Here is a 24169-nt window from a genome sequence, read left to right on the forward strand (position 1 = left end):
CAGTGCCTAGGCGGCAGCAAGATGTACTGCCTCTACTGATCGTGACCGGCCGAAAAGGGTGGTGTCGACATGTCCGAAGTAACAAGAGTCAGCTTGGACCAGAACGAATTCGATGAGATCCGGCTTCACGATGAGGGTGGCAACCTGCCGACCTATTTCAACGGCAAGCCCGTGCTCCGCATCGAGATGCCGCCGGACACGTCTCGAGGCGCTCCCCCGACACGCGGGTGGAGATTGCTGACCGTCGAAGGAACCCAAGACGCTCCGACACCCGTCTTTGCCTCCCCGGCCGAAGACGGCAGCGACGACTGGTGGATCGTCTACCTCACCGCAGAAAAGGAGGGATGGCGAGGCATCACGACCTGGCCGGTCGGCGTCACCCCCGCCGCGAGCCAAGCGGCGCACGAGTTCACCCTCGCGTGGCCTTCGAACTCGTTGAATCTGGCGCTCGCGCAGCAACTCGCCGAAATCAAAGTCCGAATCAATCGTGTCAACGGCGGGTCCATCGATCCAATGGCTATCGAGAAGACCCATGTCGTAGGGCGACTTGCCCATGCGCGAGATGGCACCTGGTTGCCGCAACCCTCGGAGGTTGTCTTCTCCGGATTCGGACCCCCAATCGAACTCGATGAACAGGGGTACGGCTGGCTCCCCGTGAGGTGGCTTCCTGATCTGACGAGCATCGAACCGGGCGAGTACACCGCAACGGCCGTGCTGCTGGGCTCAGGCTTGGTCACGGCGCCCGCGCACGTACTCGTCGCCGACGCAGCCCGGACCGACGTGCTGGGTAAAGACAACTCCTCATAGCAAACCGAGTTCCAGTGTTCGGTGGGGCCCCTCTCGGCCGTCACGGCGGGGCCACATCAGGTTGACATACTCAGCTCGCCGAGCTCATCGTGGAACCACTTGGTCGCCGCGTGGTGGCGAAGGTTGCGATAGACGATCGTGCGCGGGCCAGGCGTTTTCGGGATCGTTCTCCTCGACCCAGGCGCGGATGCGGTGCCAGCGCTCGTTGTGCAGCTCCGGTTTGACCGGGAGGCCGGTGATGGTGTCCACGAAGAGCCAGAGTTCATCCTCGGGTGGCACGCGGAAGTTCCACCAGGCGAGCTTCTTGTCGGGCTCACGGGCTGCTAAGTCTGCCCGTCGTTGCCGCTCCGCCCCTTGAGCGTTGGCTACCTGCTGGAGTGACGCTTTGGCGGGCAGCCCGAGCAACTCTTTGACCCGGGGGAGGAGTTCGTCGCGCAGTAGTGACCCGGGGAGTGGGACCTCGTGCAGGGTGTGGTTCTTCACTGGGCCACGAAACCCGGGCACGCGGCGGGGTGTGATCCAGGAACCGTTGACGTGGACGTAGCCCCGGTCGAAGAAGACGTCGATCGCACGCAATGCGTTCTGCTCGCCGAGGCGGAGCCCACCGAATCCCGCCACGCGGATCTTCGTTCCGAAGAGCGGGAGGCGGGTCATCAACGGGTCGGTGCCGTCGGAGCCGCAGAGCTGGTCGGCTGCGTTGGCCATGGCGTGCACCTGACGGGTCTCTGGCCGCAGGCGGGGATCGACGTACTGGGCGGTCGCTCCGTGGAGCACATCCGCTCGCCAGATTTCAAGTCCGTCCAGGGGATCGATGCTCCGGTCGAGCCAGCCCAAGCGCCAGGCGAGCTTGCGCATCGCGGCGAGCTGGCCGCGCAGGTCCTCGCGGCCGCGGGTGGAGAAGAGGGTTTTCGATCCCTTCTCCATCACCTTGCGGCTGTGCTCGACTCGCCACTTCGTCACGGGCACGTCGCCGATGGTCGGCAGGATGTGGGCGTTGAGCCGGGACTCGCGCTGCTCCATCGTCCGGGGTTGCTTGCCGCGCTCGATCGAATCCCTGAGGTACTCCTCGCCGAGCATCCGGATCGTTCGCGACGCGCGCACATCAGCGCCGACGGGCGTCGCCTGCTCGGTGTCGAGCGCGGCCTCGGCCTGGGCGAAGATCTTGCGGGCCTCCTCTTCGGAGGCAGCGCGGCGCAGCACCCGCTTCCACGGTTCACCCTCGCCAGCGGGTGCCCGGAAGTAGACCTGGTACTTGTTGTTGCCCGATCCGGGGGCGTAGAGACGAACCCGCCAAGCACGTCTCGTGCCGCCGAGCGTGCGCGGCTTGCCCTGAGCGAGCAGCTTGGGTTGAGTGCGTGTGGCCACGAGACCGCCTCCTAGGCTGGTGCCACCGGGCCACAGGGGGACCCGTTGCAGATCCATCGCGCATCACTTTCATGCATCATTCAAGAGAATCTGTGCACGTGCCACTCGTCAGGAGTCACAGGAAATGGCCAACCGCCTCGCCAACGCGACCAGCCCCTACCTGCTCCAACACGCGGAAAATCCAGTGGAATGGTGGGAGTGGGAACCCGCCGCGTTCGAGGAGGCTCGGCGCCGCAACGTGCCCGTGCTGCTGAGCATCGGGTACGCCGCGTGCCACTGGTGCCATGTGATGGCCCACGAGTCGTTCGAGGACGACGCCACCGCGGCGTACCTGAACGAGCACTACGTGAGCATCAAGGTCGACCGGGAGGAGCGGCCCGATGTCGACGCGGTCTACATGTCCGCGACGACGGCGATGACCGGGCACGGCGGCTGGCCGATGACGTGCGTGCTCGACCACGACGCGACGCCGTTCTTCGCGGGCACCTACTTCCCCGACGAGCCGCGGCACGGGCAGCCGTCGTTCCGCCAGGTGCTGGAGGCGCTCACCGACGCGTGGGCCAACCGCGGTGACGACGTACGCCGCACGGCCGACCAGATCCGCGAGCACCTGCGCCGCGAGTCGGCGATGACGCCCGGCCCGGTGGACGCCGAGGTGCTGGAACGCGCACACACGGTGCTGGCGGGTGACTTCGATGACGAGTCGGGCGGGTTCGGCGGTGCGCCGAAGTTCCCGCCCAGCATGGTGCTGGAGTTCCTGCTGCGCCGTGGTGGCTCGCCCATGCTCGATGCGACCTGCGAGGTGATGGCGCGGGGCGGGATGTACGACCAGCTCGGCGGCGGCTTCGCGCGGTACGCCGTCGATCGCGACTGGGTCGTGCCGCACTTCGAGAAGATGCTCTACGACAACGCCCTGCTGCTCGGGGTCTATGCCCGGTGGGGCGGGCCGTTGGGGGAGCGGGTGGCCCGCGAGACCGCTGACTTCCTGCTGCGCGAGCTGCGCACAGAGCAGGGCGGCTTCGCATCCGCGCTCGACGCCGACAGCGAGGGTGTCGAGGGCAAGTTCTACGCCTGGACTCCCTTGCAGCTGCTCGAGGTGCTCGGTCCTGAGGACGCGGTGTGGGCGGGCGAGACGTTCGAGGTGACCGCGGCCGGCACCTTCGAGCACGGCGCCTCGACGCTGCAGCTGCTGCGCGAGCCGGACGACGCCGAGCGATTCGCCCGGGTGCGCAGCCGGCTCTTCGACGCGCGGGCCACGCGCATCCGCCCGGCCCGCGACGACAAGGTCGTCGCCGCCTGGAACGGGCTGGCCATCAGCAGTCTCTGCGCTGCTGGTCGGCTGCTGGGTGTCGACGAGTACGTCGACGCGGCACGGACGGCGGCGCGCCTGGTGGTCGACGTACACCTCACCGACGACGGCCTGCGCCGGGTGTCGCGCGACGGCGTGGTCGGCCGGCATGCCGCGGTGCTCGAGGACCACGGCGCGCTGGCGCTCGGCCTGCTCGACCTGGCGGCGGCCACCGCCGAGGCCGAGTGGCTGGAGGTGGCCGGCGATCTGCTGGACGTGGCGCTGCGCGACTTCAGGGCCGACGACGGGGGATTCCACGACACTTCCGCAGCTGCCGAGGAGCTGGTGGCCCGACCGAGAGACCCCTCGGACAACGCGAGCCCGTCGGGGCTGTCGAGCACGGCGCAGGCCTTGTCGACGTACGCCGCGCTCACCGGGTCGGGACGCCACCGGCAGGCCGCCGAGGAGGCACTGGCGAGCGTGGCCACGCTGATGGAGCGGGCGCCCCGGTTCGCCGGCTGGTCGCTCGCCGCTGCGCAGAGCATGCTCGACGGTCCGCTCGAGATCGCAGTCGTCGGGAAGCCGGGTGCGGAAAGGGATGCGCTGGCCCACCGCGCGCTGCGCAAGCCCGGTGCCGTGGTGGTCGTCGCCGAGCCCGGGGTCGAGGGCATTCCGTTGCTCGAGGGTCGTGGCGAGGTCGACGGCCGGCCCGCGGCGTACGTCTGTCGAGGCATGGTGTGCGAGCGTCCGGTCACCGAACCGGACGACATCTTCAGCTCGTGAGCTCGCCCCACACCCGGAGCCGGGCAATCCCGCCGTCCGGGTAGACGTCGAGCCGGACGTGCGTGACCGGTCGGTCCTCGGCGACGAGGTAGCGATGACGGGTGTCCGGCTGGGAGCGCTGCTTCGGCACCAGGTCGAACCACTCGCCTGCGTCCAGGTCGGCGCAGCCTGACAGCTGCACCCAGCCCGGCGCGTTGCCGAGGAAGTACGACGTGTCCAGCTCGACATGACGTACGACGCCCGCGCCGGCAAGCCGCAACACGGCCCAGTCGTTGCCGCCGTCGCGACGGCGAGCGTTCTCCCAGCCCTCGCCCATGTCGTGGGCGCGGCCGGGCAGGATCATCTTCTCGGCGGATCCGTAGAAGGCGTCGGAGCAGGAGACCAGCCCGCCGCCGTTCTCGAGGGCAGCCAGGTCGATGGTGCCGGTGAGGAAGCGTGGGTCGGGGGCGGGCGTGCCGTGCACGCGGAACCGGGCCACGCCCCCGTCCGGATGCAGGGTGAGCCGCACGTGCGTCCAGTCCCGGGGATCGGTCACCGGGTAGGAGTTCACCGAGCCGCCGGCAGCCGGCGACCGCGCCACGATCGGCTCCCAGTGCAGGTCCGCCAGCTCGGCAGCGGACGGATAGCCGTCGACCGAGGCGGCCTCGACCGAGACGAACGGCGGGTAGTTGCCGAGGAAGTGCGCCGTGTCGACAACAACACCGTGGATCACTCCGGGCACGCCGAGCCGCACGATCGCCCAGTCGACACCGGGCTCGCGGCGGCGTCGGGTCTCCCAGCCGTCGTACTCCTTGCCCTTGTGGCCGAACGTGGGCACCACCGCAGGAGGTCCGGGCTGGATCAGGTTCTCGCGAGCCGCGAAGAACTCGTCGTTGGCCGCGACCACGCTGCCCGCGAGTGCTCGCGAGGCCAGGTCCGGCAACTCCGTGAAGTCGGTCATCGGCTTCCTCTCCTCAGCAGTCGTCCGGTCGGTATGTCGGCCACCCTGCCACCCCTCACAACTGGCTGTCCGCGCAGCCACACGTCGCGCACCGCGCCGGCAGGCTCTGCCCCGGCGTACGGCGACACGGGGTTGCGGTGGTGCAGCCGCGCGGGGTCGTCGGTGAACGTCTCATCGGGAGCGAACACGACGAGGTCCGCCGGCGCGGCCGACATCCACCGCACGACCGACGCGAGCTCGATCCCGCGGCTCCGCGCAGCGGTCCAGGTAAGGAAAGCCGCAGCCGGAGCGACGCGACCCCGCCCCAGACGTCGCCGAAGTCACCGGTGTCGAGGCAACCGGAGACGAGGGTCCGCGCCTCGTTCGGGAGGGCATTGAAGTCGTAGACCTCCATCGCTTCACGCTAGTCACAGAACCTCCGGATCCGGTGCGATGTCGGCGCCCTGTGCCACGCTGATCCGGTGGAGATCGCTCGGGTCCGACAGCAGGTACGCCGCTTCTACGACGGCGGTGTTCCCGGGCGCGACCAGCAGCCCGGCCTGCCGCCCGATCCTGGTCAGGATCCGCGCATCGTTCTCGAGCGGCACACCGAGTCCGGCCTCGAGTCGTTCAGCATGGAACGTCGCATCGCCTACGACGACCGCCATCTGGGCGAGCTGCTGGTGCCCGCCGACCCGGATGCGTTCCGCACCGACCTGACGTCGGTGCCTGCCCTGTTCACGTGGCTGGTGCCCAAGACGGGCGCGCACCTGCCGGCCGCGCTGCTGCACGACGGCCTCGTGCAGGACCCCGACGAGGCCGCCTCCTACGTCTCGACCCTGGGGCACCGCGTCGACCGGGTGGAGGCCGACCGTATCTTCCGCGATGCGATGGCCGACACCGGCACCGGCGTCGTACGCCGCTGGATCGTGTGGTCAGCGGTCACCTTGGCCACGCTCGTGCTGGGCCGGGACCTGCCTTGGGCGGCAGCGACGACGTGGCGCTACCGCGGTGCGGTGGCGCTCACCGTGCTCGGCATCGTCGTGCTGGGCTACAGCGCGATCGCCGACCTGTTCGACCTGGCGTGGCCGGCGACGTTCGAGCTGCCGTGGATGGGGGAGCGGCCGTGGTGGCTCGAGGTGGTCGGCGGCTTCGCGGGCGCCGTGACGATCCCGGTCGCACTCGGTCTGCTATGGGGTCGGTTCCGGATGGCCGGCGCGATCGTCGGCGTACTCCTTGCCGTGCTTCTGCCCGTCACCCTTGGCCTGGCCGCCATCGCTGGTTCCTACCTCGCAGTCGAGCGGGCTTCCGCTCGGTGGCCGATGGTCACCGCCGGCATCGCCGCGCTCGCGGTGGCCGTCGCGATCGCCGTCACCCTGGCGCTGAGCGTCTAGCCCCGAGCCCCATCTCCGCCAGCAAGCGCGTCGCGAACGCATCGCTCGGCAGGTCACTGGTGACCAGGTCCATCCCGGTGTTGAACGCGACAGCGACCAGCGCGATGGCGGCCGTGCCGACGACGAAGCCCTGCCAGCGCGCGGGTTCGCGGTCGACGGCGACTCGGCGCAGGTGTTCGAGCCAGCCGGCAATCGTCGCGGCGACGAGGGCGCTGACGATGCTCGCCGCGGCCGCGCCGACGATGGTGCCGACCAGGCCAAGCCGGGTCGAGAGGGCAGCCGCGGTGGCGGCGGCGACGGAGCCGCCGACCACGTGCGGCCAGGAGATCTGAATGGTCTTGGTGTTCTCGGACATCACCTGGAACGACGTGCGAGCGGCGCATATGGTTGCCGAACGTGAGCAGGGCCACGTCGGGGCAGCGGCTCTGGGTAACGTGCTCGTACAGGTTCGGGCACTCGGTGCGGACCTGGCCTCGACTGGGATGGTGCGCAAGCCCGTCTCGGAATCGGAGTGAACCGATGAAGCGGCAGCTGCCCAACCGACACGACCTGGCCCCCCTGCTCAAGTTCAAGAAGCCGGAGATGTCGCCGAAGAAGCGACGGCTCGAGAAGGCGCTGACGATCAGTGACCTGCGCACGATCGCCAAGCGTCGTACGCCCAAGGCTGCCTTTGACTACACCGACGGGGCTGCCGACGGCGAGGTCTCGCTGTTCCGCGCCCGGGAGGCGTTCGCCGACGTCCAGTTCAACCCCGCGATCCTGCGTGACGTCTCGAAGATCGACACCTCACGTGAGGTGCTCGGCAAGAAGGTGGCGCTGCCCTTCGGCATCGCGCCCACCGGCTTCACCCGGATGATGCAGGCCGAGGGCGAGATCGCCGGGGCGCAGGCCGCCGAGGCAGCGGGGATCCCGTTCGCCCTCTCCACGATGGGTACGACGAGCATCGAGGACGTCGCTGCAGCGACACCGGGGGGTCGCAACTGGTTCCAGCTCTACATGTGGAAGGACCGCGACCGCTCGATGGCGCTGGTCGACCGCGCCGCTGCGGCCGGCTTCGACACGCTGCTGGTGACGGTTGACGTGCCCGTGGCCGGCGCCCGGCTCCGCGACGTACGCAACGGCATGACCATCCCGCCCACGCTGTCGCCACGCACCGTGCTCAACGCGATCCCGCGGCCGGCCTGGTGGATCAACTTCCTCACCACAGAGCCCCTGGCATTCGCGAGCCTCGACGCCTGGTCGGGCACGGTCGCCGACCTGCTCGACACGATGTTCGACCCGACGGTGACCTACGAGGACCTCGAGTGGATCCGGTCGCAGTGGCCCGGCAAGATCTCGGTCAAGGGTGTGCAGAACGTCGACGACGCCCGCCGCCTCGCTGACGCAGGTGTCGACGCGATCGTGCTCTCCAACCACGGTGGCCGCCAGCTCGACCGCGCGCCCATCCCGTTCCACCTGCTCCCGCAGGTCGTCAAGGAGGTCGGCAGCGACCTCGAGGTGCATCTCGACACCGGCATCATGTCCGGCCAGGACATCGTGGCCGCGATCGCGCACGGCGCGCACTTCACGATGGTCGGGCGCGCCTACCTCTACGGACTGATGGCCGGTGGCCGCGACGGCGTCGACCGCACCATCGAGATCCTCCAGGGCCAGATCGAGCGCACCATGCGGCTGCTCGGCGTGAGCTCACTCGACGAGCTCACGCCCGGCCACGTCACCACCCTGCAGCGGCTGGCGCCGCGCAGCTGAGGGTCAGCGCAGTGAGTACGTGGCCATGGAGATGCCGACGTAGTGCGTCACGAACGCGAGAATCGTGAAGGTGTGGAACACCTCGTGGAAGCCGAACGTCTGGGGCGACGGGTTGGGGAACTTCGTGCCGTAGACGATGCCGCCAACGGTGTAGAGGCCGCCGCCGGCGACGACGAGGACGAGTAGCGTGGTGCCCACTCCGGGGCCATAGTCCATGGCGCCGGAGATGAAGTCGCCCAGGAAGAAGACGGGCGCCCAGCCCAGCACGATGTAGATCGGCGCATCGAGCCAGCGGGGAGCGTTGCCCCAGAACACCTTGAGACCGACGCCGGCGAACGCACCGCCCCACGAGATGGCGAGCATGACCCACCGGTCGGCGCCGTCGAGCAGCAGCAGCGCGAACGGGGTCAGCGTGCCGGCGATCAGCATGAAGATGTTGGAGTGGTCGAACCGCCTGAGCCGCTCGTGCACCTGCGGTGACCACGTGCCGCGGTGGTAGATCGCGGAGACGCTGAAGAGCACCAGGGCGGACGCGGCGAAGATGGCCGATCCGACGCGCGTGGTGGCGTTGGGGGAGAGCGCGACCAACACGATGCCGGCGGCCAGCGCCAGCGGTGCGACGACGGCGTGGGACCAGCCGCGCAGGCGGGGCTTGATCTCTGCGATCGCCTCACTGATCGCGCCCGCGGCATCGTCGACGCGCCCGTGGACGTCGTCGAGCCGGTTGCGCAGTGAGTCGTTCATGCGCTCCAAGGTACGTGAGTCGACCCAGTCCGTCTGCATTTCGCGTGACAGGGTCACGGTCGCTCAGCGGACGGCTCAGGCACTGGCGTCGTAGGTGAAGAAGGAGAACCCGCCGTCGGTCTCGAGGACGCACAGCTCGATATCGCGCAGGCGGCGGATGCCCTTCTCGCGGGCTGCCTCGTGGAGGTCGTCGATGGTAAGTCGCTCGCCGGTGAGTACGTCGAGCAACGGCTCGCCGTCGCGCACCACGACCCGGGCGCGGCCGGCCAGGGCGGGGGCCATGAACGGGAACCGGGTGCCCAGCCAGGCCAGCAGCATGCTGGCCACGGAGAAGGTGGCGACGGCGACGAGGGCAGCAGTGACCGAGAAGTCCTCCTGCACGATGCCCTGGCTGACCAGGTCGCCGAGGGTGACGAGCAGGATCATGTCGAACGCCGAGAGCTGGGCGACCTCACGCTTCCCCGAGATCCGGACCACGACCCACAGGAACGTGAAGACGATCAGCGCACGGATGAGCACGTCCATCAGGGCAGCCTCCAGACCGTGAACGAGACCTGGGCGGTCGGCTGGTCTCCCGAGAGGACCGCGATGTCGCAGGGAAGGCGCCCCCCGAGGTGCCCGGGAGCGGTGCGGGCATCGAGGCTGATCTCGAGACGATTGCCCGAGGGCGGGGGGTCGAACTCGTAGTAGAGCCATGGCCCGTCGTCCGTCTCCGACGACGGCGCGGGGTACCACGCCTGGAAGTCCAGGTCGTCGAAGAGCTCGTCGCACAGCCGGATCCGAACGGTGTCCCCGAAGCCGGTCGCGTTGGTGACCGTGAGGGTCAATGGGGACGGCTGACCGGCCCGGGTGATCTGCGGGTAGGTGACGCCCAGCGACCAATCGCCCGCGCTGTCGGAGGTGTCCGCAGTGCGGGGACCCAGCAGTCCGACCGCCGCAGCGGCCAGCATCAGCGTGAGCAGGGCGACGCCGGCGTGCCTTGTCCACCGGCTGCGTCGACCGGGCGGCGCATCGCGCAGGTCGCTGGTGGTGTCGTCGCTCACCGGGTCAGCCTGCCCCCGAGCGGCCGCCAGGGGCAGGCGGCGCGCCGATGTTCCTCTACCATCGAGGACGTGGCGAACTGGAAGGACGCGGTACGACGGGTGCTCTACCCGGCGTACGAAGCTCGCGTCGTCCGTCGACTCCCGCCGGACCGGCTGCCAAAGCACGTGGGTGTCATGCTCGACGGCAACCGGCGGTGGGCCAAGGCGGTGGGCGCCGAGACCGCACACGGCTACCGCGCCGGCGCCGCCAACATCGAACCGCTCCTCGGCTGGTGCGAGGAGGTCGGCGTCGAGGTGGTCACCCTGTGGCTGCTCTCCACCGACAACCTGAACCGTCCCGCAGACCAGCTCGAGGGCCTGCTCGGGATCATCGAGGGCGCGGTGTCCGCACTGGCCGAGCAGGGCCGGTGGCGGCTGCACCCCGTCGGCTCCCTCGACCTGTTGCCGGCCTCGACGGCCCGCAACCTCAAAGCCGCAGAGGAGTCCACCCGCCACGTCGACGGCCTGCTCGTCAACGTCGCTGTCGGGTACGGCGGGCGGCGGGAGATCGCCGACGCCGTACGTTCCCTGCTCCAGGAGCACGCCGGCAAGGGCACCTCCATCGAGGAGCTCGCCGAGACCCTCGACGTCGAGCACATCGCCGAGCACCTCTACACCAAGGGCCAGCCCGACCCCGACCTGGTGATCCGCACCTCGGGGGAGCAGCGCCTCGGCGGCTTCCTGCTCTGGCAGAGCGCGCAGAGCGAGTTCTACTTCTGCGAGGCCTACTGGCCCGACTTCCGGCGCGTCGACTTCCTCCGCGCCGTTCGCGCGTACGCCGAGCGCGAGCGCCGGTTCGGGTCCTGACGACGCAGCCTTGGGCGGCCGTCGTGTGTTCACCACGAGTTCGGGCGTGTTGCCCATATTCCGGCATCCCCAGGCGTACGTTTTCCGTATCGGTGAGTGGGGAAGCTCACCGCATCGGGAGGCCCGATCGTGAACGTTGACGACTACGCAGGACGCCACTGGGGGCAGCCGCTCCCACGCGCCCGAGGGAGCCGGCACTCCGGCTTTCGGGTCTCTTCCCACATCCAGGGAAGCTCCCGGTCCGTCAGCGTGAACTAGGGCCGGGCGTCGAGTGAGCGCGCGGTGCCGTGAGGGTGAGATGTCGTGGCTGCCACCAAGCAGGTCAAGCGCAGTTCGTCCAAGAACCGCACGTACGTCCTCGACACCAGCGTCCTGCTGGCCGATCCCGCCGCGATGCGCCGCTTCGCCGAGCACGAGGTGGTGCTCCCGGTGGTCGTGATCACCGAGCTGGAGGGCAAACGGAACCATCCTGAGCTCGGGTTCTTCGCCCGCTCCGCGCTGCGAGCCCTCGACGAGCTGCGCATCCTCCACGGCCGACTCGACGAACCGGTCCCGGTCGGCGACGAAGGTGGCTCGATCCGCGTCGAGCTCAACCACACCGACCCCGGGTCACTGCCTTCGGGCTTCCGTCTCGGTGACAACGACACCCGGATCCTCGCGGTCGCCAAGAACCTCGCCGACGAGGGTCGTCTGGTCACCCTCGTGTCGAAGGACATGCCGCTGCGCATCAAGGCCTCGGCGATCGGCCTGGACGCCCAAGAATATCGAGCCGAGACTGGCCCCAACGGCGGCAGCAGTTCCGACCCGGGCTACACCGGCATGGCGGAGCTCGAGGTTGCAGCCGACGTCCTCGACGAGCTCTACGCCGACGGCGTGGCTGACCTGGCCGAGGCCCGCGACCTGCCCTGCCACAACGGGCTGGTCCTCGTCTCCGACCGCGGCACCGCGCTGGGCCGCGTCGGTCCCGACAAGCAGGTCCACCTGGTGCGCGGCGACCGTGAGGCATTCGGCATCCACGGTCGGAGCGCCGAGCAGCGGATCGCCCTCGAGCTGCTGCTCGACCCCGAGGTCGGCATCGTCTCGCTCGGTGGCCGCGCGGGCACCGGCAAGTCTGCGATGGCCCTGTGCGCAGGTCTCGAGGCGGTGATGGAGCGCGGCCAGCACAAGAAGGTCGTGGTGTTCCGCCCGCTCTTCGCCGTCGGCGGCCAGGAGCTCGGCTACCTGCCCGGCTCCGAGAACGAGAAGATGTCGCCCTGGGCGCAGGCCGTCTTCGACACCCTGGGTGCGTTGGCCGGCAAGGACGTCATCGACGAGGTGATGGACCGCGGCATGCTCGAGGTGCTGCCGCTGACTCACATCCGGGGTCGGTCGCTGCACGACTCGTTCGTCATCGTCGACGAGGCACAGTCACTCGAGCGCAACGTGCTGCTGACGGTGCTCTCGCGCATCGGCGCCGGGTCGAAGGTCGTGCTCACCCACGACGTCGCCCAGCGCGACAACCTGCGCGTCGGCCGACACGACGGCATCGTCGCGGTGATCGAGAAGCTCAAGGGGCACCCGCTGTTCGCCCACGTGACGCTGACCCGGTCCGAGCGCTCGCCCATCGCGGCCCTGGTCACCGAGATGCTGGAGAACGTCACGCTGTGACGTGATGCACGAGGCCCGTGTGGCGGGTGTGAACCGTGCGACGGATGAGGCGAATTTCCTCGCCCGAATCGCGTCGTTCGGTTTGCACCGCATACGGGACTCATGCAAGGTGGCTCGTGACCGTTTCGTGATCTTTCGGGTCCGGCGTCCTACGTCGATGCGACCGGTTCCCCGCACATTGTCGTCAAGCCCCTGTGAGAGTCGTGTCGTCTACGAAGTACGTTCCGTCGCACCGCGCCCCCAGCGCAACCGCCAAGAACGCCCGCAAGCGCGTCGTACGCACCACTGCTGCCCTGTCGGGCGCCGCCGTGGTCGCGACCGGCGTCAGCGTCGCCGGCGGTGTCCTCTCCGACACCCCGGCGATCTCGCAGGCGTCGTCCGACCTGAGCTCCGCGGCCGGTGACACCCTCGCCGAGGAGCGCCTCAGCGACCGCGCGACCAAGGGCACAGTGTCGCGCTCCGACCGCCGCCGGGTCACCGACCCGGCGAAGAAGGCCGCGCTCTCGCGCACCCAGGGCATCGCGACCACCCGCACCGAGAACCTCGATGACGCCGACCCGCGCGAGATCGGCCGAGCGCTGCTCTCCGAGTACGGCTTCGACGACTCGCAGTTCTCCTGCCTCGACTCGCTCTACGTCAGCGAGAGCAACTGGCGCGTCACGGCCGACAACCCCAGCTCCTCGGCGTACGGCATCCCGCAGGCGCTCACCGCGACCCACGACCTGCCATCGGACTACATAACCTCGGCCGAGTCGCAGATCCGTTGGGGCCTCGACTACATCGCCAGCCGCTACGGCACCCCGTGCAGCGCGTGGGGCTTCAAGCAGGGCCACGGCTGGTACTGAACTTTCGGGGTCCGTCTCATTTCTGCAGTGATCCCCGGTCAGCCGGGGATCACTGCAGCTTGATGGCCGAGAAGCACCGGGTGCGGCGGGGATCGCCTGCTTCTGGGCCACCGACGTTGGAGGACACACGAATGGACGAGGCCTACAAGACCGACCGCATCGGTTCCGCCCTGGTGGGCACCAACCCGACGGTGCTGCGCCGGCTGGACGCCGGCTTCGCGGTCATCGGCGATCGACAGCACCTGCCGGGCTACTGCGTGCTGCTCACCGACACCCCGGGCATCGACCAGCTCACCGACCTGACGCCCGAGCGGCAGATCGTCTTCCTCGAGGACATGGCCGTCCTCGGTCGCGCCGTGTCGGAGGTGTGCCGGCGCCGCGACCCGGCGTTCCGCCGGATCAACCTCGAGATCCAGGGCAACACCGACGCCTTCCTGCACGCCCACGTGACTCCACGCTACGAGTGGGAGCCCGAGGAGATCATCGGCTGGCCGCAGGCGCTGCACCACTGGACCGGCAACGCCGGCCCAGATACCACCCTCGGCCCTCGGCACGACGAGCTCCGCGCCGAGCTCACGGCGGAGATCGACCGTCAGCAGACGCTCCGCCGTGGCTGACGTCCGGGCGTCGTACGACGCGCTCGCCGACGCCTACACGGAGCTGTTCGGAGACGTGGCTGTGGCGCATCCGGTGGACCGCGCGATGGTCACGGCGTTCGCTGAGCTGGTGCGCGCAGACGCCGGCAGCCGGGTGGCCGATCTCGGCTGCGGACCCGGGCACTGGACGGCGTACCTGCACGACCACGGGCTCGACGCGTTCGGCATCGATCTGGCACCGGCCTTCGTGGCCACGGCACGGAGGCGGCACCCACAGCTGCGTTTCGACGAAGGATCTCTGGAAGCGCTGGACATCGCGGACGGATCTCTCGACGGGGCGCTGGCGTGGTACTCCACCATCCACACGCCACCGGAGGGGCTCCCGCTCGTGTTCGAGGAGATCAGCCGCGTGCTGGCGCCGGGTGGGCACCTCCTGATCGCGTTCCAGTCGATCGATGGTGATGCGGCGGAGGCGTTCGACCACAAGGTCGTGACGGCGTTCCGGCGGCCGCTCGACCTGGTCTCGGGCCTGTTGCGCGAGACCGGGATCGTCGAGACGGCGCGGCTGTTGCGGCAGCCCCGCGAGGGTGAGAGGTGGCCTGCGGGCTACCTGCTGGCCCGGCGGGTCAGCGGGCCTCGAAAACCGTGACGTGGCCGGCGTACTCCCGCTCGCCCTCGAAGGTCGGGAGCTTGCCCGCGAAACCCTCGCCGCACGAGTCAAGGTAGGCCTGCGCGGTCGCGTGGTCGGGGAAGACCGCGCGCGTCTCCAGGTCATGACGGCGTACGTCGCCGAAGCGGCGCCGCAGGACGGACTCGCCGGTCTCGCTGCTGAACTGGGTGACCTCCGGCCTGCCGCCCGCCTGGACGCGCAGGTCGGCAAGGTGGTCGTTGCCGTTGGTGACCGCGACGAACGTGCCACCCGGCCGCAGCACCCGGCGGACCTCGTTGAGGGCTCGCTCCAGGTCGCGCACGTGGTAGAGCATCCAGCCGGCGTAGACGACGTCGAAGGACGCGTCATCGAAAGGCAGGTAGCAGATGTCGGCCTGGCGGGCGTCGACGCCGCGGGCCGTGGTGAGCTCGACGAAGCGCTGCGAGAAGTCGGTCGCGATCAATGTCACGCCCGGCAGTGCGTGGATCTGCTCGGCCATCACGCCGGTGCCGCAGCCGATCTCGAGGATGTCGGCGTCGCCGACAAGGGCGCGGTCGATGGCCCGCAGCGCCTCGGTGGCCGGGTCGAGGCCGTCGGCGGTGGGGTGCCACACCGAGCGGCGGGTCTCCAGGTTGGCCTCGGTCGCATACTGCTCGCGCACGTGTGCGGGGTCGTTCAGCTTCATGGGTGGGTCATGCCTTCCACGTCGAGGGCCTCGTCGAGCTGGGCTTCGGTGAGCTCGCCTCGGTCGATGTACTCCATCGCGATGACCGTCTCACGAATGGTCGCGCCGTCCTTCAGTGCCTGCTTGGCGATCTTGGCCGCCGCCTCGTAGCCGATCAGCTTGTTCAGCGGCGTGACGACCGACGGCGACGACTCGGCGTAGGTGCGCATCCGATCGGCGTCGGCGGTGATGCCGTCGACGCAGCGCTCGGCCAGCAGCGTCGATGCGGTGGCGAGGATGCGCACCGACTCGAGCAGGTTGCGGGCCAGCACCGGCATCATCACGTTGAGCTCGAAGTTGCCGGCCGCGCCCGCCCACGCCACGGTCGCGTCATTGCCGACGACCTGCGCGCAGACCATCAGCGTCGCCTCGGGCAGCACCGGGTTGACCTTGCCGGGCATGATGCTCGACCCCGGCTGGAGGTCGGGCAGGTGGATCTCGGCCAGCCCGGTCGTCGGCCCCGACGACATCCAGCGCAGGTCGTTGCAGATCTTGGTGAGGCCGACCGCGATCGTGCGCAGCACCCCACTGAGCTCGACGAGCGAGTCACGCGAGCCCTGCGCCTCGAAGTGGTTGCGGGCCTCCGTGAAGGCATCACCGGTGTCGGTGTTGAGCGCCGCGATGACGGCGGCGGCAAAGCCGGGCGGCGTGTTGATGCCGGTGCCGACGGCGGTGCCGCCGAGCGGCAGCTCACGCACCCGGGGGAGTACGGCGTCCAGTCGCTCCCGCGCGTAACCGACCGTGGCGGCGTACCCACCGAACTCCTGCCCGAGCATCACGGGGGTGGCGTCCATCAGGTGCGTGCGACCGGACTTCACCAGCCCGGCGAACTCATCGGCCTTTGCCGACAGCGACGACTCCAACCTCGACAGTGCGGGGAACAGATCGTCGCGCACCGAGAGCGTTGCAGCGACGTGGATCGCGGTCGGAAAGGTGTCGTTGCTGGACTGTGAGGCGTTGACGTGGTCATTGGGGTGGACCTCGGCGCCGGCGCGCGCGGCCAACGAGGCCAGCACCTCGTTCATGTTCATGTTGGTGCTCGTGCCGGACCCGGTCTGGAAGACGTCGAGCGGGAACTCCGCGTCGTGCTCGCCGGCGACCACCGCGGCGGCTCCGTCGGTGATGACGGCGGCCTGCTCGGCGCTGATGACCTCGAGGTCGGCGTTCACCCTGGCGGCGGCCGCCTTCACCCGGGCCAGGGCGTGGATGAGCGCGGGCTCCTGGGTGGTGCCGCTGATCGGGAAATTCTCGACAGCGCGCTGGGTCTGGGCCCGCCACAGGGCGGCGGCGGGCACCTGGATCTCGCCCATGCTGTCGTGCTCGGTGCGGAAGTCGCTCACCGTCCCGACGTTACCTTGACATATTGGTAACAAATCAGTTACCAATAACTATGGATGCCTTCGCCGCGATTGCCGACCCGGTGCGCCGCGACATCCTGGGCAAGCTCAGGGGCGGACCCGTCCGGGTGATCGACCTCGCCGCCGGTCACGACATCAGCCGGCCCGCGATCAGCCGCCACCTCCGCGTGCTCGGCGACGCCGGGCTGGTGACCGCCGTCGACCACGGTCGCGAGCGGCACTACCGGCTCGAACGGTCCGGCCTGGTCCCGGTGTCGACCTGGCTGGCCGGTCTTGATCCGGCACCACGGTTCGACGAGTCGGCGCTCGACGGGCTCGACCTCGAGGTCCGCCGCACGGTGCGCGAGCGATCCAGCCCCCAGTCCACGGACACCGAGGAGACAGCATGAACACCAGCACCCCGAGCGCCACCGGCCGCCGCGACGACCGTGACGGCACGCCGTACGTCGTGTTCGAGCGCACGTTCAGCGCCCCGATCGCCGACGTCTGGGCGGCGGTGACCGAGCCGGAACGCCTGGTGCGCTGGATCGGCACCTGGGCGGGCGACCCGGCGAGCGGCGAGATCGCGTTCCGGATGACCGCCGAGGCCGAGGACGCGCCCGAGGAGGAGGTCCTGATCGACGAGTGCCGCGAGCCGACCCGGCTGGTGATGCGATCGGCGCGGCCCGACGACCACAGCCAGCTCTGGAGCTGGCAGATCGACCTCAACGAAGCTGATGGCGTCACCACGCTGACGTTTGCGCAGGAGGTCTGCGACCTGACGCTGGCCGAGAGCGTCGGTCCGGGCTGGGACTACTACCTCGACCGGATGGTGGCAGCCGAGACGGGCGGAGACCTCACGGCCATCGACTTCAACGACTACTACCCGGCCTTCGCCGCCTACTACCGCGCCGAGCTCTCCTGACGGGCCACATACAGCCAGTAGGTCTCCTCGCGCCCCTGCAGGTCGACGGCGTAGGAGTGCGGCTCGACGTGGTCGAACACCCCGCCGAGGTTGCGCTCGAGTCCGGGCTCCTCTGCCGCAGACCAGATGACCACGGCGCCACCGGGCCGCACGATGCGACGCAACAGGCCCAGGAACGGCGGCTCGTAGATCGCGGCGTTGGCGTCGTGCACCAGGTAGCCCGGACCGTTGTCGACGTCCAGGAGCACCAGGTCGTACGAGGACTCGCGGGCCTCCGCGAGCGCGAGTGAGATGTCGGCGACGACCACGTTGGCGCGGGCGTCGGCGAGGACGCGCTGGCCGTGCCGGATGGTGCCGTCGCGCATCCAGCCGACGAGCGCCTCCTCGATCTCGACGACCGTGCACCTCTCGACGCGCAGGTCGGTGAGCACGGCCTGGAGCGTGAAGCCCAGGCCGAGGCCTCCGACGAGCACGTCGCGCGGGTTGATCACCAGCTTCAGCGCGGCCGTCGCGATTGCCACCTCGCTGGTGGTCTCGGCGGTGTCCATCACGAAGACGCCGTTGGCCCGCAGCTCCAGGACCTCGGGACCGTCGTCCTCGCGGCGCGAGCGCAGCACGAGCTCACCGCGCTCCGACTCGGCGCGCGCGACCTCGGCGTACTCAGTGGGCATGCCCCGACGCTACTTGCGCCGGGGGTCGCTGCCCGAGGGCGGGCTCAGTCGAAGATCTCGCTGAGCCAGCTCTCCTTCTTCTTGCGGTACGGCTGCTGGTACGGGTCGGCGTAGCGCCGGTCCTCCTGGTGGCGCCGTGTGTCGCGCTCCTGCTCGTAGGCCGGAGCAGCTGGTGCCGCGGGCGCGGCCGGGGCCGGTGCCTGACCCATCGAGCGCTCGATGATCTTGTCGAGCTCACCGCGGTCGAGCCAGACGCCGCGGCACTGCGGGCAGTAGTCGATCTCGATCCCGCTGCGCTCGCTCATGGTCAGGGTGGTGCCGTCGGTCGGGCACTGCATCAGATGTCCTCCTGGGGTTTCCCGGTCCAACGACGCGAAGTCAGGACAGGTTCCCGTGCTCGACCTTCCGCGCCGTGCTCAGCCTCCCGCAACGTCATACGGATGGTGCCGCCGGAAGCTCCGTCCGTATGACGTCCCGGGAGGCGTTGTCCACAGCACGGGGATCGGCGGTTGCGACCCGGCGGGGCGTCGGGCGACGGTGGGCGCATGGCCTGGCCGCACGATCACACCGATGCTCGCTTCCGAGGTGCGCAGGAGCTGGCCGGGATGCAGGGACAGGTGGCGTCCCGGCGCCAGCTCTACGGCATCGGCATCACCCGCTGGGAGATCCGTGGCCAGGTGCGGGCGCGTCGATGGCAGCTCGTCGGGGACCAGGCCGTGTGCCTACACAACCACGTGCTCGACGAGGAGGGCCACCGGTGGGCGGCGGTGTTCCAGGGCGGGCCGCGCGCCTGCCTCGACGGCGTAGCGGCCCTCGTGGCGAGCGGACTCGAGCGGTTCGATCACGAGCGGATTCGAGTGAGCGTGCCGCGGGGCGCGAGGGTACGACGCAACCGGCGCTACGACATCCGCCAGACACGCCGCTGGTCGGCGGACGATGTCGTCCCGTTCGGGATACCCCGGACCCGCGTCCCTGTCGCAGCCGTGAGAGCGGGGTTGTGGGCGCTCACCGACCGGCAGGCGACGTACCTGCTGACGCTCGTCGTGCAACAGGGACTCGCCTCGCCGTCGGCGATCGGCACCGAGCTGCTGCGCATCCGGCGCGACAAGCGCCGGGCGCTGTTGCACGTCGTGGTCAACGACCTCCTCGACGGTGGGCGTGCCCTCGGCGAGCTCGACGTGGCCGCCGAGCTCAGGCGCCGCGGTCTGCCGCCACCCGAGCGTCAGGTGCTGCGGCGAGATGCCCGTCGTCGCTACTACCTGGACCTCTACTGGCCAGCGTTCGGTCTGGTCGTCGAGATCGACGGCATCCACCACACCTGGGCGGAGAACGTCGTGGGCGATGCGCTGCGCCAGAACTCTCTCGTCCTGGCCGGTAACACCGTCCTCAGGCTCCCGCTGCTCGGGCTCAGACTGCAGCCCGACGAGTTCTTCGCTCAGATCGCGGCCGCGCTCCGCGCCGGCGGGCTGACCGGCGCCGCGTGACCCGAGCCCCCTCGCGACGTCATACGGATGGTGCCGCCGGAGGCTCCGTCCGTATGACGTCCCGAGGGGGGAACAGCCCGCTCACTGCGTCGACCGCAGCCGGATCCCGGCCGCCTTCAAAGAGCTCAGCGGCACGGTCACGGCACCGCCCGGGTCGGTGAAGAAGTCGTTGCCCTTGTCGTCGACGACGATGAACGCCGGAAAGTCCTCCACCTCGATCTTCCAGACGGCTTCCATGCCGAGCTCTTCGTACTCCAGCACCGACACCGACCTGATGCAGTCCTGCGCGAGGCGCGCGGCCGGTCCGCCGATCGAGCCGAGGTAGAAGCCGCCGTGCGCGTCACACGCCTCGGTGACCTGCTTGCTCCGGTTGCCCTTGGCCAGCATCACCATCGAGCCCCCGGCGGCCTGGAACTGGTCGACGTACGAGTCCATCCGGCCGGCCGTCGTCGGGCCGAACGAGCCCGACGGCATGCCCTCGGGAGTCTTCGCCGGACCGGCGTAGTAGACCGGGTGGTCCTTGAGGTACGACGGCATCTCGTCGCCCGAGTCGAGCCGCTCCTTGATCTTGGCGTGCGCGATGTCGCGCGCGACGACCAGCGGGCCGGTCAGCGAGAGCCGGGTCTTCACCGGGTGCTTGCGCAGCTCGGTCAGGATGTCGGCCATCGGCTGGTTGAGGTCGATCTCCACTACCGCGCCGCCGGCGATGTCGTGGGCAATGCCGGCGTCGGGCATGTACTGCGCTGGGTCGGTCTCGAGCTGCTCGAGGAAGACACCCTCGGGCGTGATCTTGCCGAGCGCCTGCCGGTCGGCCGAGCAGCTGACCGCGATGGCTACCGGGCACGAGGCGCCGTGCCGGGGGAGTCGCACGACCCGCACGTCGTGGCAGAAGTACTTGCCACCGAACTGCGCGCCGATCCCGAACGACTGCGTCAGCTCGAAGACCTTCTCCTCCAGCTCGACGTCGCGGAAGCCGTGCGCACTCATCGAGCCCTCGGTCGGCAGGTTGTCGAGGTAGTGCGCCGAGGCGTACTTCGCGGTCTTCAGCGCGAACTCCGCCGACGTGCCGCCGATGACCACAGCCAGGTGGTACGGCGGACACGCGGCCGTGCCGAGCGAGCGGATCTTCTCGTCGAGGAACGTCAGCAGCCGCTCGGGGTTCAGCACCGCCTTGGTCTCCTGGAAGAGGAACGACTTGTTGGCCGAGCCGCCGCCCTTGGCCATGAAGAGGAACTTGTACTCCGGTTTCCCACTGGTCTGGGGAGTGGAGTAGAGCTCGATCTGCGCGGGCAGGTTGGTGCCGGTGTTCTTCTCGTCGTACGTCGTCAGCGGCGCGAGCTGCGAGTAGCGCAGGTTGAGCTTCGTGTACGCGTCGTACACGCCCTGGCTGATCGCCTCGCCGTCGTCGACACCCGTGAGCACGCCTTCGGACTTCTTGCCCATCACGATCGCGGTGCCGGTGTCCTGGCACATCGGCAGCACGCCACCGGCGGAGATGTTGACGTTCTTGAGCAGGTCGAGCGCGACGAATCGGTCGTTGCCCGACGACTCCGGGTCGTCGATGATCTTGCGCAGCTGGGCCAGGTGCGCCGGCCGCAGGTAATGGCTGATGTCGTGCATCGCCTCCGCCGTCAGCAGCCGGATCGCCTCGCGGTGGACCTTGAGGAACGTCTGCCCGTCGGCCTCGAAGGTCGAGACGCCGTCGGTCGTGAGGAGCCGGTACGGCGTGTCGTCGGCGCCGATCGGCAGGAGGTCGGAGTAGCGGAACTCGGGCTGGGTGCTCACGGCCCAAGAGCGTACGCCGGGCTCGCGAGGGACCGCCTGCTCGGCCCGGGCGAAAGCTGACAACTCCGCCCGGAGGTTTCGCCGTTGACGGATCATCGACCGTGCACTGCCTGATCCGTCGTATGTCGCACTCTTGACGGTCGTTGGATACGGACCATACGTTGCCGGTATGGAGCTGCTGCCGTCTGCCCATGCCGACACGTTCTGTCGCGACCACCTGCCGCCGGCCGAACAGTGGCCGGAGCTGACCTTCGACCTGCCAGAGCTGCACTGCCCCGACCGGCTCAACTGCGCGACGGCGCTGCTCGACGACGTCATCGCCGAGCACGGCGCCGACCGGCCGTGCCTGCACTCACCGGGCGCGACCACCTGGACGTACGGCGACCTGCTGGCCGCTGCCAACCGGATCGCACACGCGCTGGTCGACGACCTCGGCGTCGTACCCGGCAACCGCGTGCTGCTGCGCGGGCCCAACAACCCGTGGCTGACCGCGTGCTGGTTCGGCGTCCTCAAGGCGGGCGGCGTCGCCGTCACCACGATGCCGTTGCTTCGTGCCGGTGAGCTGGACACCATCCACGACATCGCCCGGCTCGACCTGGCGCTGGTCGACGAGCGGTTCCTCGAAGGGACCGGGGGCCTCGGCGTGCGGGTGGTGGCCTTCGGAGACGACTCCGAGCTGGCCGAGCTGATGACCGACAAGCCGCTCACCCACGATGACGTCGCCACCTCCTCCGACGACGTCGCACTGCTCGCGTTCACGTCCGGCACCACCGGCTGCCCGAAGGCGACCATGCACTTCCACCGCGACGTACTCGCGGTCTGCAGCACCTTCTCCCGACACGTGCTGCGTCCATCACCCGACGACGTGTTCACCGGCACGCCGCCGTTCGCGTTCACGTTCGGGCTGGGCGGGGTGCTGTTGTTCCCGCTGCACGCGGGCGCCTCGACGGTGCTGGTCGAGAAGGCGACGCCCGTCGAGCTGGCCGCGATCATCGACGAGTTCGGGGTGACCACCTGCTTCACCGCGCCGACGGCGTACAAGGCGATGCTCGCCGCGGGCGCCACGCTGCCGTCGCTGAAGACCGCCGTCTCGGCGGGGGAGCACCTGCCCGCCGTCACGTGGCAGGCATTCCTCGAGGCGACCGGCGTGCGCATCATCGACGGCATCGGGGCCACCGAGATGCTGCACATCTTCGTCTCGGCCGCGGGCGACGACATCGTGCCCGGGTCGACGGGCCGCGCGGTGCCGGGCTACGTCGCGACCGTGCTCGACGAGCTCGGTGACGAGGCGGCTCCGGGTGTGCCGGGGCGGCTGGCGGTGAAGGGCCCCACCGGGTGTCGCTACCTCGACGACCCACGGCAACGGGTGTACGTGCAGAACGGCTGGAACATCACGGGTGACACCTTCGTCCGCGACGAGGCCGGCTACTTCTTCTACCAGGCACGCAGCGACGACATGATCGTCTCGTCGGGCTACAACATCGCCGCCCCGGAGGTCGAGGAGGCGCTGCTCAAGCACCCGGAGGTCGCGGAGTGCGCGGTGGTCGGGGTGCCCGACGAGGCCCGCGGCTCCCTGGTCAAGGCCTACGTCGTGCTCGCCGACGCGGCCACCGGCGACGCGGCGAAGGCGCACGAGCTGCAGGACTTCGTGAAGGCCGCGATCGCGCCGTACAAGTATCCCCGGGCCGTCGAGTTCGTCGACGCCCTGCCGCGTACGGCGACCGGCAAGCTCCAGCGGTTCCGGCTGCGGGAAGATGTCTGACCCATGGAGACTCTTCCGCGGCAGCTGATCCTGTCGCTCTACGGCCTCTACGCGCGCGAGGACGGCGACTGGCTGTCGGTGGCCTCGCTCGTCGCGCTGATGGGCGACCTCGACGTCGACTCCGCCGCGGTCCGGTCGTCGGTGTCACGCCTCAAGCGGCGCGAGGTGCTCGAGCCGTCGCGCCGCGACGGCCAGGCGGGCTACCTGCTCTCGCCCGGCTCGCTCGAAGTGCTGCATGAGGGCGACCAGCGCATCTGGAGCCGGCCGCGCGCCACGGCCGCCGACGGCTGGCTGGTGCTGGTCTTCTCTGTCCCGGAGTCCGAGCGCGAACGCCGTCACGCGCTGCGCTCCCTGCTCGCCGGCCTCGGCTTCGGCACCGTCGCGCCCGGCGTCTGGGTCGCCCCCGCCACGGCGTACGACGGAGCCGTGCGCGCGCTCGAGCGCGCCGGCCTCACGGCCTACACCGAGTTCTTCCGCGGTGACTACCTCGGCGCAGGCGACGTCTCCGCGCGGATGGGGGAGTGGTGGGACCTCGATGCCCTCACCGCGCTGTACGCCGACTTCTGCGACGCGTGGCGGCCGGCGTTCCGGAAGCGCATCCGGCTCACGCCGCCACAGGCGTTCGCGACGTACGTCCCGATGCTCACCGCCTGGCGCCGGCTGCCCTACCTCGACCCGGGGCTGCCCCTCGAGCACCTGCCCGCCGACTGGCCGGGCATCGAGGCGGGTGATCTGTTCGCCGGGCTGGACGCGCGGCTTCGCGAGGGCGCGCACACGCATGCGCACGGGGTCGTGCACGGATGACG

At 69.6% G+C, this 24169-nt stretch carries 25 protein-coding genes; 14 read left to right on the forward strand and 11 right to left on the reverse strand.

The window, feature by feature from the left end:
* Positions 1–93: 93 nt before the first annotated feature.
* Positions 94–807: a hypothetical protein gene (locus tag H4Q84_RS18995; protein WP_248580635.1), complete on the forward strand. Its 714-nt coding sequence runs from the start codon at positions 94–96 to the stop codon at positions 805–807.
* An 84-nt stretch (positions 808–891) separates the two neighbouring features.
* Here the strand turns inward: H4Q84_RS18995 and H4Q84_RS19000 are convergent, their stop codons facing one another.
* Entirely contained in the window at positions 892–2172 is a 1281-nt protein-coding gene (locus H4Q84_RS19000; RefSeq protein ID WP_248580636.1) for a site-specific integrase, read from the reverse strand.
* Positions 2173–2296: 124 nt separating this feature from the next.
* Here H4Q84_RS19000 and H4Q84_RS19005 point away from each other — a divergent pair, with 124 nt between their 5' ends.
* On the forward strand, positions 2297–4243 hold the full coding sequence (locus H4Q84_RS19005) for a thioredoxin domain-containing protein (RefSeq protein WP_248580637.1): 1947 nt from the start codon (positions 2297–2299) through the stop codon (positions 4241–4243).
* Here H4Q84_RS19005 and alc read toward each other — a convergent pair.
* Positions 4233–5183 carry an allantoicase gene (alc, locus tag H4Q84_RS19010; RefSeq protein WP_248580638.1) on the reverse strand — a complete coding sequence of 317 codons (951 nt, stop codon included), beginning with the start codon at positions 5181–5183 and terminating at the stop codon, positions 4233–4235. The two genes, H4Q84_RS19005 and alc, sit on opposite strands and share 11 nt — an antisense overlap.
* A gap of 461 nt (positions 5184–5644) precedes the next feature.
* Between alc and H4Q84_RS19015 the strand changes: the two genes are divergently transcribed.
* Complete coding sequence (locus H4Q84_RS19015; RefSeq protein WP_248580639.1) at positions 5645–6556, forward strand: DUF1353 domain-containing protein; 912 nt, start codon at positions 5645–5647, stop codon at positions 6554–6556.
* On the opposite strand, the gene H4Q84_RS19020 is transcribed toward H4Q84_RS19015, so the two are convergent.
* Positions 6534–6911, reverse strand: a complete 378-nt coding sequence (locus H4Q84_RS19020) for a hypothetical protein (RefSeq protein WP_248580640.1) — start codon at positions 6909–6911, stop codon at positions 6534–6536. The two genes, H4Q84_RS19015 and H4Q84_RS19020, sit on opposite strands and share 23 nt — an antisense overlap.
* Before the next feature lie 164 nt (positions 6912–7075).
* Here H4Q84_RS19020 and H4Q84_RS19025 point away from each other — a divergent pair, with 164 nt between their 5' ends.
* Positions 7076–8305 carry an alpha-hydroxy acid oxidase gene (locus H4Q84_RS19025; protein ID WP_248580641.1) on the forward strand — a complete coding sequence of 410 codons (1230 nt, stop codon included), beginning with the start codon at positions 7076–7078 and terminating at the stop codon, positions 8303–8305.
* 3 nt (positions 8306–8308) lie between these two features.
* On the opposite strand, the gene H4Q84_RS19030 is transcribed toward H4Q84_RS19025, so the two are convergent.
* The 3 genes from H4Q84_RS19030 to H4Q84_RS19040 form a co-directional block, all read right to left on the reverse strand.
* Positions 8309–9049 (reverse strand): hemolysin III family protein, encoded by a 741-nt coding sequence (locus tag H4Q84_RS19030; protein WP_248580642.1) that lies wholly within the window; start codon positions 9047–9049, stop codon positions 8309–8311.
* Positions 9050–9124: 75 nt separating this feature from the next.
* Entirely contained in the window at positions 9125–9574 is a 450-nt protein-coding gene (locus H4Q84_RS19035; protein WP_248580643.1) for a YetF domain-containing protein, read from the reverse strand.
* Positions 9574–10092: a hypothetical protein gene (locus tag H4Q84_RS19040; RefSeq protein WP_248580644.1), complete on the reverse strand. Its 519-nt coding sequence runs from the start codon at positions 10090–10092 to the stop codon at positions 9574–9576. The genes H4Q84_RS19035 and H4Q84_RS19040 overlap by 1 nt, the downstream gene beginning before the upstream one ends.
* Before the next feature lie 69 nt (positions 10093–10161).
* Here H4Q84_RS19040 and H4Q84_RS19045 point away from each other — a divergent pair, with 69 nt between their 5' ends.
* The 5 genes from H4Q84_RS19045 (at position 10162) to H4Q84_RS19065 (ending at position 14675) form a co-directional block, all read left to right on the forward strand.
* Positions 10162–10938, forward strand: a complete 777-nt coding sequence (locus H4Q84_RS19045) for an isoprenyl transferase (protein WP_248580645.1) — start codon at positions 10162–10164, stop codon at positions 10936–10938.
* 303 nt (positions 10939–11241) lie between these two features.
* Complete coding sequence (locus H4Q84_RS19050; protein WP_282580269.1) at positions 11242–12585, forward strand: PhoH family protein; 1344 nt, start codon at positions 11242–11244, stop codon at positions 12583–12585.
* 203 nt (positions 12586–12788) lie between these two features.
* Positions 12789–13430: a lytic transglycosylase domain-containing protein gene (locus H4Q84_RS19055; RefSeq protein WP_248580646.1), complete on the forward strand. Its 642-nt coding sequence runs from the start codon at positions 12789–12791 to the stop codon at positions 13428–13430.
* 131 nt (positions 13431–13561) lie between these two features.
* Complete coding sequence (locus tag H4Q84_RS19060) at positions 13562–14047, forward strand: diadenosine tetraphosphate hydrolase (RefSeq protein WP_248580647.1); 486 nt, start codon at positions 13562–13564, stop codon at positions 14045–14047.
* Positions 14040–14675 (forward strand): class I SAM-dependent methyltransferase, encoded by a 636-nt coding sequence (locus H4Q84_RS19065; RefSeq protein ID WP_248580648.1) that lies wholly within the window; start codon positions 14040–14042, stop codon positions 14673–14675. The genes H4Q84_RS19060 and H4Q84_RS19065 overlap by 8 nt, the downstream gene beginning before the upstream one ends.
* Here H4Q84_RS19065 and H4Q84_RS19070 read toward each other — a convergent pair.
* The gene (locus H4Q84_RS19070) at positions 14653–15360 is read right to left on the reverse strand and encodes a class I SAM-dependent methyltransferase (protein ID WP_248580649.1); all 708 of its coding nucleotides are present in this window, start codon (positions 15358–15360) and stop codon (positions 14653–14655) included. The two genes, H4Q84_RS19065 and H4Q84_RS19070, sit on opposite strands and share 23 nt — an antisense overlap.
* On the reverse strand, positions 15357–16709 hold the full coding sequence (locus H4Q84_RS19075) for a class II fumarate hydratase (protein WP_248583688.1): 1353 nt from the start codon (positions 16707–16709) through the stop codon (positions 15357–15359). Before H4Q84_RS19075 ends, H4Q84_RS19070 begins: the two co-directional genes overlap by 4 nt.
* Positions 16710–16789: 80 nt before the next feature.
* On the opposite strand from H4Q84_RS19075, the gene H4Q84_RS19080 reads away from it, so the two are divergent.
* Together H4Q84_RS19080 and H4Q84_RS19085 are read left to right on the forward strand one after the other, a co-directional pair.
* On the forward strand, positions 16790–17146 hold the full coding sequence (locus tag H4Q84_RS19080) for a metalloregulator ArsR/SmtB family transcription factor (protein WP_248580650.1): 357 nt from the start codon (positions 16790–16792) through the stop codon (positions 17144–17146).
* Entirely contained in the window at positions 17143–17661 is a 519-nt protein-coding gene (locus tag H4Q84_RS19085; protein WP_248580651.1) for an SRPBCC domain-containing protein, read from the forward strand. Before H4Q84_RS19080 ends, H4Q84_RS19085 begins: the two co-directional genes overlap by 4 nt.
* Here the strand turns inward: H4Q84_RS19085 and H4Q84_RS19090 are convergent.
* Positions 17640–18332: a hypothetical protein gene (locus H4Q84_RS19090; RefSeq protein WP_248580652.1), complete on the reverse strand. Its 693-nt coding sequence runs from the start codon at positions 18330–18332 to the stop codon at positions 17640–17642. The genes H4Q84_RS19085 and H4Q84_RS19090 overlap by 22 nt on opposite strands.
* 44 nt (positions 18333–18376) lie before the next feature.
* Positions 18377–18670, reverse strand: a complete 294-nt coding sequence (locus H4Q84_RS19095) for a zf-TFIIB domain-containing protein (RefSeq protein ID WP_248580653.1) — start codon at positions 18668–18670, stop codon at positions 18377–18379.
* Positions 18671–18877: 207 nt separating this feature from the next.
* On the opposite strand from H4Q84_RS19095, the gene H4Q84_RS19100 reads away from it, so the two are divergent.
* Positions 18878–19816, forward strand: a complete 939-nt coding sequence (locus tag H4Q84_RS19100) for a DUF559 domain-containing protein (RefSeq protein ID WP_248580654.1) — start codon at positions 18878–18880, stop codon at positions 19814–19816.
* Between the two features lie 81 nt (positions 19817–19897).
* Here the strand turns inward: H4Q84_RS19100 and H4Q84_RS19105 are convergent, their stop codons facing one another.
* On the reverse strand, positions 19898–21601 hold the full coding sequence (locus H4Q84_RS19105) for a fumarate hydratase (protein WP_248580655.1): 1704 nt from the start codon (positions 21599–21601) through the stop codon (positions 19898–19900).
* A 169-nt stretch (positions 21602–21770) separates the two neighbouring features.
* Between H4Q84_RS19105 and H4Q84_RS19110 the strand changes: the two genes are divergently transcribed.
* Positions 21771–23363, forward strand: a complete 1593-nt coding sequence (locus H4Q84_RS19110; protein ID WP_248580656.1) for an AMP-binding protein — start codon at positions 21771–21773, stop codon at positions 23361–23363.
* A gap of 3 nt (positions 23364–23366) precedes the next feature.
* Entirely contained in the window at positions 23367–24167 is an 801-nt protein-coding gene (locus tag H4Q84_RS19115; RefSeq protein WP_248580657.1) for a PaaX family transcriptional regulator C-terminal domain-containing protein, read from the forward strand.
* Positions 24168–24169: the final 2 nt, after the last annotated feature.

It is taken from the genome of Nocardioides sp. InS609-2 (assembly GCF_023208195.1).
GTDB lineage: Bacteria > Actinomycetota > Actinomycetes > Propionibacteriales > Nocardioidaceae > Nocardioides.

Bases quoted from the DNA above. Each gene is read 5' to 3' on its own strand.
- H4Q84_RS19005 (WP_248580637.1), top strand. From the start codon at position 2,297: ATGGCCAACCGCCTCGCCAACGCGACCAGCCCCTACCTGCTCCAACAC.
- alc (WP_248580638.1), bottom strand. From the start codon at position 5,183: ATGACCGACTTCACGGAGTTGCCGGACCTGGCCTCGCGAGCACTCGCG.
- H4Q84_RS19020 (WP_248580640.1), bottom strand. From the start codon at position 6,911: ATGTCCGAGAACACCAAGACCATTCAGATCTCCTGGCCGCACGTGGTC.
- H4Q84_RS19025 (WP_248580641.1), top strand. From the start codon at position 7,076: ATGAAGCGGCAGCTGCCCAACCGACACGACCTGGCCCCCCTGCTCAAG.
- H4Q84_RS19030 (WP_248580642.1), bottom strand. From the start codon at position 9,049: ATGAACGACTCACTGCGCAACCGGCTCGACGACGTCCACGGGCGCGTC.
- H4Q84_RS19035 (WP_248580643.1), bottom strand. From the start codon at position 9,574: ATGGACGTGCTCATCCGTGCGCTGATCGTCTTCACGTTCCTGTGGGTC.
- H4Q84_RS19060 (WP_248580647.1), top strand. From the start codon at position 13,562: ATGGACGAGGCCTACAAGACCGACCGCATCGGTTCCGCCCTGGTGGGC.
- H4Q84_RS19070 (WP_248580649.1), bottom strand. From the start codon at position 15,360: ATGAAGCTGAACGACCCCGCACACGTGCGCGAGCAGTATGCGACCGAG.
- H4Q84_RS19075 (WP_248583688.1), bottom strand. From the start codon at position 16,709: ATGGGCGAGATCCAGGTGCCCGCCGCCGCCCTGTGGCGGGCCCAGACC.
- H4Q84_RS19080 (WP_248580650.1), top strand. From the start codon at position 16,790: ATGGATGCCTTCGCCGCGATTGCCGACCCGGTGCGCCGCGACATCCTG.
- H4Q84_RS19085 (WP_248580651.1), top strand. From the start codon at position 17,143: ATGAACACCAGCACCCCGAGCGCCACCGGCCGCCGCGACGACCGTGAC.
- H4Q84_RS19090 (WP_248580652.1), bottom strand. From the start codon at position 18,332: ATGCCCACTGAGTACGCCGAGGTCGCGCGCGCCGAGTCGGAGCGCGGT.
- H4Q84_RS19095 (WP_248580653.1), bottom strand. From the start codon at position 18,670: ATGCAGTGCCCGACCGACGGCACCACCCTGACCATGAGCGAGCGCAGC.
- H4Q84_RS19100 (WP_248580654.1), top strand. From the start codon at position 18,878: ATGGCCTGGCCGCACGATCACACCGATGCTCGCTTCCGAGGTGCGCAG.
- H4Q84_RS19110 (WP_248580656.1), top strand. From the start codon at position 21,771: ATGGAGCTGCTGCCGTCTGCCCATGCCGACACGTTCTGTCGCGACCAC.
- H4Q84_RS19115 (WP_248580657.1), top strand. From the start codon at position 23,367: ATGGAGACTCTTCCGCGGCAGCTGATCCTGTCGCTCTACGGCCTCTAC.